This window comes from Arthrobacter sp. Hb9-2 (assembly GCF_059091165.1).
Genome location: NZ_JBNHGJ010000035.1, coordinates 38,395 through 49,058 on the forward strand (window position 1 = coordinate 38,395; position 10,664 = coordinate 49,058).

The 10,664-nt window shown below is 64.2% G+C and carries 11 protein-coding genes and 1 pseudogene; 9 read left to right on the plus strand and 3 right to left on the minus strand.

Annotated elements, in window-relative coordinates; all coding sequences use genetic code 11:
* Window positions 1-153: 153 nt before the first annotated feature.
* Both ctaC and ctaD read left to right on the plus strand, forming a co-directional pair.
* Window positions 154-1,041, plus strand: coding sequence for an aa3-type cytochrome oxidase subunit II (ctaC, locus tag AC5RV1_RS17410; RefSeq protein ID WP_493995421.1), 888 nt, complete (start codon window positions 154-156; stop codon window positions 1,039-1,041).
* Window positions 1,041-2,795 (plus strand): aa3-type cytochrome oxidase subunit I, encoded by a 1,755-nt coding sequence (gene ctaD / locus AC5RV1_RS17415; protein ID WP_493995422.1) that lies wholly within the window; start codon window positions 1,041-1,043, stop codon window positions 2,793-2,795. The genes ctaC and ctaD overlap by 1 nt, the downstream gene beginning before the upstream one ends.
* A 68-nt stretch (window positions 2,796-2,863) precedes the next feature.
* Here ctaD and AC5RV1_RS17420 read toward each other — a convergent pair whose 3' ends face one another.
* Together AC5RV1_RS17420 and AC5RV1_RS17425 are read right to left on the minus strand one after the other, a co-directional pair.
* The gene (locus AC5RV1_RS17420; protein WP_493947053.1) at window positions 2,864-3,814 is read right to left on the minus strand and encodes a manganese catalase family protein; all 951 of its coding nucleotides are present in this window, start codon (window positions 3,812-3,814) and stop codon (window positions 2,864-2,866) included.
* A 131-nt stretch (window positions 3,815-3,945) separates the two neighbouring features.
* Window positions 3,946-4,470, minus strand: a complete 525-nt coding sequence (locus tag AC5RV1_RS17425; protein ID WP_493995423.1) for a DUF2243 domain-containing protein — start codon at window positions 4,468-4,470, stop codon at window positions 3,946-3,948.
* 224 nt (window positions 4,471-4,694) lie between these two features.
* On the opposite strand from AC5RV1_RS17425, the gene AC5RV1_RS17430 reads away from it, so the two are divergent.
* From AC5RV1_RS17430 to AC5RV1_RS17450, 5 genes are all read left to right on the plus strand, one after another.
* Complete coding sequence (locus tag AC5RV1_RS17430) at window positions 4,695-5,843, plus strand: zinc-dependent alcohol dehydrogenase (protein ID WP_493995424.1); 1,149 nt, start codon at window positions 4,695-4,697, stop codon at window positions 5,841-5,843.
* Window positions 5,844-5,856: 13 nt separating this feature from the next.
* Window positions 5,857-6,447, plus strand: coding sequence for a hypothetical protein (locus AC5RV1_RS17435; protein WP_493995425.1), 591 nt, complete (start codon window positions 5,857-5,859; stop codon window positions 6,445-6,447).
* Entirely contained in the window at window positions 6,444-7,214 is a 771-nt protein-coding gene (locus AC5RV1_RS17440; protein ID WP_493995426.1) for an MBL fold metallo-hydrolase, read from the plus strand. The genes AC5RV1_RS17435 and AC5RV1_RS17440 overlap by 4 nt, the downstream gene beginning before the upstream one ends.
* 160 nt (window positions 7,215-7,374) lie before the next feature.
* On the plus strand, window positions 7,375-7,599 hold the full coding sequence (locus tag AC5RV1_RS17445; RefSeq protein ID WP_493947059.1) for a hypothetical protein: 225 nt from the start codon (window positions 7,375-7,377) through the stop codon (window positions 7,597-7,599).
* Between the two features lie 141 nt (window positions 7,600-7,740).
* Window positions 7,741-8,004 (plus strand): GlsB/YeaQ/YmgE family stress response membrane protein, encoded by a 264-nt coding sequence (locus AC5RV1_RS17450; RefSeq protein ID WP_163167433.1) that lies wholly within the window; start codon window positions 7,741-7,743, stop codon window positions 8,002-8,004.
* A gap of 103 nt (window positions 8,005-8,107) precedes the next feature.
* Here the strand turns inward: AC5RV1_RS17450 and nhaA are convergent, their stop codons facing one another.
* On the minus strand, window positions 8,108-9,448 hold the full coding sequence (gene nhaA / locus AC5RV1_RS17455; RefSeq protein ID WP_493995427.1) for a Na+/H+ antiporter NhaA: 1,341 nt from the start codon (window positions 9,446-9,448) through the stop codon (window positions 8,108-8,110).
* 201 nt (window positions 9,449-9,649) lie between these two features.
* Here nhaA and AC5RV1_RS17460 point away from each other — a divergent pair, with 201 nt between their 5' ends.
* On the plus strand, window positions 9,650-10,426 hold the full coding sequence (locus AC5RV1_RS17460; protein WP_493995428.1) for a hypothetical protein: 777 nt from the start codon (window positions 9,650-9,652) through the stop codon (window positions 10,424-10,426).
* 22 nt (window positions 10,427-10,448) lie between these two features.
* A pseudogene (locus AC5RV1_RS17465) lies at window positions 10,449-10,664 on the plus strand (class F sortase); the annotation flags it as partial.

The window sequence follows — 10,664 nt, forward strand, 5'->3', positions numbered from 1 at the left end:
CCGGCGGCCGCCGGGGAAAAATCCGCACGGTTCGGACCTCTTCCATCCGCTACTTTCCCGCGCTAGGGTGGGCACAAACCCGCTGGCCATGTGCCATGGGCAATTGGGCTCATGCAGCTGGGCCTCTGGGTATTTTCCGGAGGGAACCGCGCTGTGGGCAGCACTGGAAGAAACACTTTTAGATGGCGGCGGGCTGCCGCTTTACTGACGATTCCGGCCCTGCTGGCGTTGACCTCCTGTTCTGCGGAGGTTCAGCGAGGCTGGTTGCCCGGCGAACGGGACACTACCGACCACACCCCCCTGGTCACTGACCTGTGGGTGAATTCGTGGATCGCCGCAATGGTTGTCGGAGTGATCACCTGGGGGCTCATCCTGTGGTGCATCATCGCCTACCGCCGCAAGAAGGATACGGTCGGGTTCCCGCGGCAGATGAGCTACAACCTCCCCCTTGAGGTCTTTTACCTCTCTGTACCGCTCATGATCGTCGGGGTCCTGTTCGTCTTTACCGACCGCGAGCAGCGCGCCATGGACGACCGGTTCGAGGACCCGGACGTGGTGATCGATGTCCGCGGCAAGCAGTGGGCGTGGGACTTCAACTACGTCAAGGAGGACGTCCACGAAGATCCGGGCGTTCAGGCCCACCTGGACGGCAACTGGGGCACGCCCGACCGGCTGCCCACCCTGTACCTGCCGGTGGGTAAAAAGGTGGAACTGCAGCTGAACTCCCGCGATGTCCAGCATTCCTTCTGGGTGGTGGAGTTCATGCAGAAACGCGATATGTACCCCGGTGAAAACCAGTACAACAGGTTCATCGACATCATTCCCAACCGCACCGGAGAGTTCACCGGCAAATGCGCTGAGCTCTGCGGTGAATACCATTCCGAGATGCTCTTCAAGGTCCGTGTCGTGACCGAGCAGGAGTACAACAGCCACATTGCCGACCTCCGCGCCAGGGGCAATACCGGCATCCGCGGCGATGAGTACGACCGGAATCCGGAACGCCCAGCCCTGGAACAGGCACAACAAAGGACGGAACCGTAATGACCACCACCGGCCAGAACATGGGCGTCACGTCGGCGACCGCCGCACCTTCGGTGGCCAAACGCCCCAAGGGCAGCATCGTGGTCAGCTGGATCACGTCCACGGACCACAAAACCATCGGGTACCTGTACCTGATTTCCTCGTTTGTTTTCTTCTTGCTTGCCGGCGTGATGGCAATTCTCATCCGCGCCGAACTGTACGAACCAGGCATGCAGATCCTGCAAACCAAGGAGCAGTACAACCAGCTGTTCACGATGCACGGCACCATGATGCTGCTGATGTTCGCCACCCCGCTCTTCGCCGGCTTCACTAATGTGATCATGCCGCTGCAGATCGGCGCTCCCGACGTCGCGTTCCCGCGGCTGAACGCGTTGGCCTTCTGGTTCTTCCTCTTCGGCTCCACCATCGCAGTGTCCGGCTTCATCACGCCGCAAGGCGCAGCGTCCTTCGGCTGGTTCGCCTACACCCCGCTGTCCAACACCACCTTCACGCCCGGCCTCGGCGGCGACCTCTGGGTGTTCGGCCTGGCGCTGTCCGGCTTCGGCACCATCCTGGGTGCCGTCAACTTCATCACCACCATCATCTGCATGCGTGCCCCCGGCCTCACTATGTGGCGCATGCCAATCTTCACGTGGAACGCCCTGGTCACCTCCATCCTGGTGCTGATGGCCTTCCCGCCGCTTGCCGCGGCGCTGTTCGCCTTGGGGGCGGACCGGAAGTTCGGCGCCCATATCTACGATCCGGCCAATGGCGGCGCCATCCTCTGGCAGCACCTGTTCTGGTTCTTTGGCCACCCCGAGGTGTACATCATCGCGCTGCCGTTCTTCGGCATCGTCTCGGAGATCTTCCCGGTCTTCAGCCGGAAACCCCTGTTCGGGTACAAGGGCATCGTGTACGCCACCATTGCGATTGCTGCCCTGTCCGTGACGGTGTGGGCCCACCACATGTACGTCACCGGTGCGGTGCTGCTGCCGTTCTTCGCGTTTATGACCATGCTCATCGCGGTTCCCACAGGCGTGAAGTTCTTCAACTGGATCGGTACTCTGTGGGGCGGCTCGCTAACCTTTGAGACGCCCATGCTGTGGAGCCTGGGCTTCCTGATTACGTTCCTCTTCGGCGGCCTCACCGGCATCATCCTGGCGTCCCCGCCGCTGGACTTCCACGTCTCCGACACCTACTTCGTGGTGGCGCATTTCCACTACGTGGTGTTCGGCACGGTGGTGTTCGCGATGTTCGCCGGCTTCTACTTCTGGTGGCCCAAGTTCACCGGAACCATGCTCAACGAACGCCTGGGCAAGATCCACTTCTGGATGCTCTTCCTGGGCTTCCACGGCACCTTCCTCATCCAGCACTGGCTTGGTGTGGAGGGCATGCCCCGCCGCTACGCCGACTATATGCCGGAAGATGAATTCACCTGGATGAACCAGTTCTCCACCATCGGCTCCTACCTGCTGGCCGCCTCGATGATCCCGTTCCTCTGGAACGTCTACATCACCTGGCGGACCGGCAAGAAGGTGACCGTGGACGATCCCTGGGGCTTTGGTGCCTCGCTGGAGTGGGCCACGTCCTGCCCGCCGCCGCGGCACAACTTCACCTCCCTGCCCCGGATCCGTTCGGAACGTCCCGCCCTGGACCTGCACCACCCGGAGCTGAGCGTCAGGGAGCACGCGCCTGCCGACAGCCCCGCCGCCGACATCCTCGGCGCTGCCGATATCGGCCCGCGCGACGTCAAGGACCCGGACCCCAACAAGTAGGCACAAGGAAGCCCCTGCCGCCCGGTCACATCATGGACCTGCCGGCAGGGGCTTCTTGCTGGCTCCGGCTAGGCCCTTGCCTCTGTGGGGTTGTCTGCGTCCTTCAGTTCTATTTCTGCCGTGGCCTGGATGAGTGCGAGCAGCTCCGGGTCCAGGCCCGGCGCGAACTCTTCCTTGCGCTCCGGGGACATCGTCTTGGGGACGCCGGTGGGCATGACTTCGGTGCTGAGTTCGGTGCCATCGTTCGACGGCGATGCGCCCCGATACAGCTTCCCTGCCTCGCTGAGGTTGTCGGCACTGAAGGTGTATTGGATGCTCTGCAGTCCAAGGTCGAGCAGCTTCTTCACTTCAGGGAACTGCTCAGCGTTGGTTTTGGGGATGGGCAGAACCTTGCCCCAGTTCACGCCGAGACTCTCGAGCGCCTTGGCAAAAGCGTTCTCGTGCGCCTGGTCCCGAACAATCAGGTAGGCAATCGTGGAGCGGGCCGTCTTGTTTTCCGTCATTTCGTAGATGCGGCATTTTTGCAGGCGGCCGGTGGACTCGAGCATCAGGTTATAGAGCAGGTCAAGGACGAGGTTCCCGCTGTTGTAGACATAGGATCCGCTCCACGGGTTGCCGGCGGCGTCCACGGGCAGCGCACCTTGGGCCCCTACCAGGTAATGGTGGATATTGCTGGTGTCCAAGGCAATCTTGAGTGGCGTGGCACCTTTGGCGCCGGGCTCGTCAACGGGGTCTGTTTTCTTGCCTTGGTACCGCGGGGAGCCGTCCAGGAGCTGGGAGATGGTGGTTCCAATGAGCTCGACGTGGCTGATCTCCTCGGTGCCAACGCCCTGAAGCAGGTCCTTGTAAGGCTTGGAAGCCGGGTCTCCCCGGAAGTTGATGCTTTGGAACAGGTACTGCATCATGGTGCGCATTTCACCGAACTGGCCGCCCAGGCCCTCCTGCAGGGCGTTCGCTGCCGCCGGATCAGGCTCATCGGCAGCAATTTCGTTGATAAGAAGTTCAGTATGCAGGTACATATGTAGTTCTCTCCTCGTGGTGTGTGCTGTTGCCGTCCGGCCCGGCCGGCCCGGTTACTTCCGGGCCATGGGGCTGCGCCGGATGCTGTCACGCCGATACGCTGCGGCAGCCGAGTTAATCAGCATGCTTACTATCCTGCGTTAACTGCGGCGCTTTGACCAGACGTTGGGCTACCCCGAAACAGAAGCCAGCCCGTCACGGCCAGGACCACGCTGACCGCCAGGAAACCCAGGTCCCACGCCAGCGGGCCGCCCAGGTCGTCACGGACATGGTGGATCTGCAGGAGCTGGTGATTGACCAGGCCCTCGACGATATTGAAGATTCCCCACCCGCACAGGACCAGGCCGGTGTGGAAACTCCAGCGGCCGGACAGCCGCCCCTGCCGGCGGGCGCGGATGGTTAGGGCCGCCGCGGCCACCACCAGCACCCACATGGCGCTGTGGAACAAGCCGTCCGCCAAGGTATTCAATTCCAAGCCCGCAACGGTCTTGGTATCGCCGCTTTCGGTGTGGCTGAGCATATGGTGCCATTGCAGCAACTGGTGCAGGACGATGCCGTCCACGAAGCCGCCGATCCCCATGCCGAAGAGGAAGGCAGGCGCTCTCGCCGGCACTCCGGCCGCGTTCGCCGGCGGCGTTCGGGTTTCCCGTGACACTTTTCCGCTCCCCCTTTCGCCGGTGCACCTTTCACCCTGTCCCCTACCCGCCGTCGGACGGCCTAAGCATCCTGCAGTGTCGCTGCGCCGGGCGCCCGGCGAAGCGACCCTTGACCAGCTCCCGCCCTAAGTGGAAACGTAGGGCACGCGGTGCGCCTCAAGCAGCGGGGTGGTTCCTGGACGAGACGGAACCGCACTGCCAGCCCACAACCGAGGCGGCACACATGCGAGCAATGGTTTACCGGGGCCCGTACAAAATCCGGGTCGAAGAAAAAGACATTCCGAAGATCGAGCACCCCAACGATGCAATTGTGCGGGTGACCACCGGGGCCATCTGCGGCTCCGACCTGCACCTCTACCACGGCATGATGCCCGATACCCGGGTGGGAATGACGTTCGGGCACGAGTTCGTAGGAGTGGTGCACGAGGTTGGCCCCTCGGTGCAGAACCTGGCCGTCGGGGACCGCGTGATGGTTCCCTTCAACGTGTACTGCGGGTCCTGCTACTTCTGCTCCCGCGGCCTGTTCTCGAACTGCCACAACGTGAACCCGAACGCGACGGCGGTGGGCGGCATCTACGGCTACTCGCACACCTGCGGAGGTTACGACGGCGGCCAGGCGGAGTTTGTGCGAGTGCCGTTCGCCGACGTGGGACCCGCAAAGATACCTGACTGGATGGACGAGGAGGACGCCGTCCTGCTCACTGACGCCCTTCCCACCGGCTACTTCGGGGCCCAACTCGGTGACATCGTGGAAGGCGACACCGTGGTGGTGTTCGGTGCCGGCCCGGTGGGCCTGTTCGCCGCCAAGTCCGCCTGGCTGATGGGCGCCGGGAGGGTGATCGTGATCGACCACCTGGAGTACCGGCTGGAGAAGGCGCGCACCTTCGCGCACGCCGAAACGTACAACTTTGTGGAGTACGACGACATTGTGGTGCACCTGAAGAAAGCGACTGACTACCTGGGCGCCGACGTCGTGATTGACGCGGTGGGGGCCGAGGCGGACGGCAACTTCCTCCAGCACGTGACCGCCGCCAAGCTGAAACTGCAGGGCGGCTCGCCCGTGGCGCTCAACTGGGCAATCGACGCTGTCCGCAAGGGCGGAACGGTGTCAGTGGTGGGCGCGTACGGTCCGATTTTCAGCGCGGTGAAGTTCGGCGACGCCGTGAACAAGGGCCTGACGCTGCGGATGAACCAGTGCCCGGTCAAACGGCAGTGGCCGAGGCTGTTCGAGCACATCCGGAACGGGTACTTGAAGCCGAGCGACATCGTCACCCACCGGGTCCCGCTGGAGCATATTGCCGAGGGGTACCACATCTTCTCCGCGAAGCTCGATGACTGCATCAAGCCCCTCATCGTTTCCACCCCGGCCTGAAAGGAAGAGCACCGTGGCTGAGATACCAACGCCTTACACCGCCGGCAAACCTGGCCTGAAGGAGTCCGCGGAGGACCTTCGGGCCCGCATCCCGGGATGGGGTGTGGACCTCGACCCGGCCGACCGGCCCTCATTCCCCCGTGAACAGCCCGGAATCGAAACCGGTGCGCACTGGGACTTCCCCGAACGCCAGCCCGAGAAATGGCCTCGGGAACGGTCCATAGAACACGCCTTCGTGACCCCGGTTTTTGGAACTTCGACCCCTCCTGCCGGAGTCTCGGGAGCCATCCGGAAATACGCCTACGCCAGGTTCAGCGAGGGCAGGGCCGCGCACTGGCTGCTGCTGATCGCCGCTGACCGGGTGGACGCGTGGGAGCACCACCTCGCCTCGCTGGCCACCGCGCGCCCGGACAACCCTGTTACCGAGACGGGAGTCCTCAGCGAGTTTTCCCGGCACGGCCTGAGCTCCCGGCTCGGGAAGCAGCGGGCGGACGTAAATCACCAGTGGATCGATCCGATTTTGGTGGGCGGGCCGTGGGTGCTTGCCGGCCTGGGTGGCGTTGCCGCGGTGCGGGCGCTGCGGCGGGCGGCGGGGCGGAAATGACGCAAGCTACCTCGGGCAAGGCGTCCTTCACCACCGTGGCGGACGGCATCCACCGCGTCTCCGAGGCCTTCGTCAATTTCTACCTGGTGGAGAGCCCTGACGGGCTGACCCTGGTGGACTCCGGGCTGCCGGCCATGTGGAAGACGCTGGAGGAATCGGCGCGGGGACTTGGGCATGCCGTGGGCGACATCAAGGCGGTGGTGCTCACCCACGCGCACTTCGACCACCTGGGCCTGGCGCACCGGCTGCACTCGGAGTTCAAGGTGCCGGTGTGGGTGCACGGCGGCGATTCCTTCATCGCCCGCCACCCCTACCGGTACCAGCACGAGAAGTCCCGTTTCGTCTTTGCGCTGGCGCATCCCGGCGGCCTGCCCGTCCTGGCCAGCATGACCAGGGCGGGCGCCTTGCGGGTGAAGGGCGTTGACGAATTAGCCCTGTTCCCTGCCGGGTCCGGCACACTGCCGGTGCCGGGGTCGCCTGAGGTGGTGTTCTCGCCCGGCCACACCGCCGGGCACTGCGGCCTTTACCTGCGGGACCGGGATGTGCTGTTCAGCGGCGACGCCCTGGTGACGCTTGATCCCTATTCGGGAAGGACGGGTCCGCGTATCGTGGCGGGAGCCGCGACCATGGACAGCCGGCAGAACCTGGACACCCTTACGCAGCTGGCGCGGACCGGCGCTTCGCTGGTCCTGCCCGGCCACGGTGAACCCTGGACAGGCGGCATCGAAGAGGCAGTGGAAGCAGCCCGGCGCGAGGCGGCTGCCTGATTCCGGCGTGCGTCAGCCCGCCGTCGTAGTGCCCCTAACAAGACACGCGGCGTCGCGGTCCCTGCTGCTGATACAGAAAAAACACCCTGTTGAAACAATTCAGCAACCTCGCCACGGCAAGCTGTTCCTACGGGGATACAACAGCAGGAGGCACCGCATCATGGAGGCACCAAAAGTAATGACGGCCCAGCTTCGCATCGGCGACCAGATCGAAGCGTGGCACAACGGCAAGCTCTTCCACCGGGGGCGGGTGACCGACGTCGTACCCGCCCTGGAACTGTTCTGGATCCTGGACGCGAGGACCGGGGCGCGGAAGCTGCTGGATCCGGAGGCGCTGGAGATCCGGCACGTGGAGCAACAGGCCAAGCCTCTGGCCAGCGCCTGAACGGGCAGGGAATGTCCGCTGAGAACTGCGGACTGGCGCAGGAAAAGCCGGCATGCCAACCATGCATAGAATGAAGCCAATGCGGCACCACCGCGGCAGTCGGGGCGCCACCTGCCCGCTACCACCACGAAGGAGCACTTCATGATCGGATTCATCGTTGCAGGGTTGATTATCGGAGCATTGGCCCGCCTCATCAAGCCGGGCAAGCAAAACCTGGGCCTGCTGGCAACCCTCCTGCTGGGCCTGGTGGGCTCGGTGATCGGCGGAGTGGTCGCTTCCCTTCTGGGCACCGGGGACATCTTCGAGCTGAACTTCCTGGGCTTCATCGTGGCCGTCATTGCCTCCGTACTCCTGGTGGGCACGGCCGAAGCCGTTGTGGGCCGCCGCAGGTCCGTGCGCCGCTAAAGCGCACCCGCCAGAATTCGGAGTTTTTGTCCACGTACGCAGGCTTCAGGAGCCCTAAAGTCCGCATACGTGGACAAAAACTCCACCGGGTGGCCGGCCGGCCCTAAGGCCTTTCCTGGTACACGTCCGGGATGCCGTCGTGGTCGGCGTCCACTTTTTCGGCAGCTTCAGCTGCACGGTACTGGCGGTTCCTGGTCTTCAATACGGCCGTTGCAAGCAGGGCTGCCAGCAGGGAAGCGGCGAGAATGCCTACCTTGGCGTGGTCATCATGCAGGCTCCCCTGCCCGAAGCTAAGCTCGGCCACCAGCAGGGACACCGTGAAACCGATACCGGCCAGGAGTGCAACCCCGAAGACGTCGATCCATTTGAACGATGTATCCAGCTCTGCCCTGCTGGTTTTCGTCAGGAGCCAGGTGGTGCCCATGATGCCGATGGGCTTCCCCAGCACCAGCGCCACGATAATGCCCAGCGCCACCGGATCCGCGAGCGCTGAACCCAGCCCTTCCCAGCCGCCAACAGCCACACCGGCGGAGAAGAAGGCGAAGATGGGAACAGCCACACCTGCCGAGATGGGCCGGAACCGGTGCTCGAAGATCTCGGCCAGGCCTGGTCCTGCTTCCGGGCCGCCGGCTGCCCGGGAACGGAGCACGGGAACGGCGAAGCCCAGCAGCACGCCGGCTACTGTGGCGTGAATGCCGGAGGAATGGACAAGGGCCCACGTGACGACGCCGAGCGGCAGCAGGATGACCCAGGCCGCCGATGCTTTCCGGCCAAAGAAGAAGCGGTACTTCTGCGCCAGGAACGTGTACATAGCCAGCGGGATGAGGGCCAGGAGCAATGGCATGACGTGCAGGTCGCTGGTGTAGAAGAACGCGATGATGCTGATGGCGATGAGGTCATCGACGACGGCCAGGGTCAGCAGGAAGATCCGCAGCGCGCTGGGCAGGTGCGAGCCGATGATGGCCAGGACCGCCACTGCGAAGGCGATGTCCGTGGCTGTGGGGATGGCCCAGCCGCGCAGCGTCTCCGGGCTGGTGAGGTTGATGGCGGCGTAGATCAGCGCCGGGACCACCACGCCGCCCGCTGCAGCGGCCACCGGGACGATCGATTTGCTGATTTGCCGGAGATCCCCCGCCACGAACTCCCGCTTGAGCTCGAGGCCCACCAGGAAGAAGAAGATCGCCAGCAGCCCGTCCGCCGCCCAGGCTCCGAGGCTCAGGTCAAGGTGCCAGGGTTCGTAGCCCACCTTGTAGTCCCGGAGGGCGAAGTAGCTGTCCGATGCGGGCGAATTCGCCCAGACCAGTGCGACGAGCGCAGCGGCCACCAGCAGCGCCCCGCCCACCGTTTCCTTGCGCAGGATCTCACCGATTCGCAGGGATTCGGCATAGCTGCCCCGTCCGAAGATCGTGGACCGGATGGGGTTGGGTGGGGGCGTTTTACTCATGAAGCGTCCTCAAATTCGGGTCGACAAAATTATGCCGACCAGACTTCCCGGCGCACCTTCAGACCATCCTACAGGCCGACGCTCCGTGGGCATGATGTGGTCCAATTCACTCCTTTCCCATCCGAAACAGGAACAGCTTCGAAGCACTCTTGTCCCTCACCTGGGGCGACAACGTTACTTGTATGAGGAGACTGCTTTCCGATGAACAAGACACTCCGCTTTATGGCTGTTCCCACCCTCGCTTTGGGCGCCCTTGCCCTCTCCGGTGCCCCCGCCATGGCCCATGATGGGGCTGACCACTACCAGTCCACCCTGAACCAGCTCAACGGCAGCGCCGGTTCGGGCACCATCACTGTTGATGTCACTGGCAACCAGGCCCATGTTGTCCTGAACGTTTCGGGAATGCCGGCCACCTTCATGGACGCCCCGTACCCGCACGTCCAGCACATCCATGGCGGGGCACAGGGCGTCTGCCCGGCCCCTTCCGCCGATAAGGACGGCGACCAGGTTATTTCCACCACTGAAGGCGCCCCGTCCTACGGCGGCATCGTCACTACCCTCTCCACCAGCGGCGACACCAGCCCCGCAGCAGGCCTTGATCTTAAAGTGGGCGGCCAGGGTGCCGCATACACCGTTGACCGCACCTTCGAGCTGAACGCCGAGACCAAGGCGGCCCTGGCAGCAGGCACCGCAGTGGTAGTGGTTCACGGTCTTGACCCCGCCACCCTCAGCGCAGCCGGCCAAGCCGCAAAGAGCGACCTCGCACCGACCCTTCCGCTGGCTGCCACCTCCCCCGCCCTGTGCGGAACTTTGACAGCCGGGCAAATGAAGATGCCAGCGGGCGGCGCTGACACCGGCATTGCGCAGGAAACCGGCACCGACACCGGAGCCCTCGCCATCGGCAGCGGCCTGGCCCTGGTCGCCCTCGCTGGCGGCGCCTACGTTGTACGCCGCCGCAGCACCGCAGCAGCAGCCTAAGCACCGACTGCTGATCACCACTGTGATTAATATGAATTCCGGCCGCCGCGGGGGTCTTTTTGCCTCCTCGGCGGCCGGGCTTCTGCTCGCCTTGGCCTTGGGTGGCTGCGGTGCCGGCAGCACCGGAACGCCCGACGCCGGCTCCCTGCCTTCCGCTTCCCCGAACCCGTCCGTGGCGGCTACCCGTGCCGTGCCCGGTTCAGCCGCGCCGTCGCCTTCCGCGGCCGGTCCCGCTGCC

Coding starts and splice junctions, on each gene's coding strand:
- ctaD (WP_493995422.1), top strand. CDS start 1,041: ATGACCACCACCGGCCAGAACATGGGCGTCACGTCGGCGACCGCCGCA.
- AC5RV1_RS17420 (WP_493947053.1), bottom strand. CDS start 3,814: ATGTACCTGCATACTGAACTTCTTATCAACGAAATTGCTGCCGATGAG.
- AC5RV1_RS17430 (WP_493995424.1), top strand. CDS start 4,695: ATGCGAGCAATGGTTTACCGGGGCCCGTACAAAATCCGGGTCGAAGAA.
- AC5RV1_RS17445 (WP_493947059.1), top strand. CDS start 7,375: ATGGAGGCACCAAAAGTAATGACGGCCCAGCTTCGCATCGGCGACCAG.
- AC5RV1_RS17460 (WP_493995428.1), top strand. CDS start 9,650: ATGAACAAGACACTCCGCTTTATGGCTGTTCCCACCCTCGCTTTGGGC.
- nhaA (WP_493995427.1), bottom strand. CDS start 9,448: ATGAGTAAAACGCCCCCACCCAACCCCATCCGGTCCACGATCTTCGGA.
- AC5RV1_RS17450 (WP_163167433.1), top strand. CDS start 7,741: ATGATCGGATTCATCGTTGCAGGGTTGATTATCGGAGCATTGGCCCGC.
- AC5RV1_RS17440 (WP_493995426.1), top strand. CDS start 6,444: ATGACGCAAGCTACCTCGGGCAAGGCGTCCTTCACCACCGTGGCGGAC.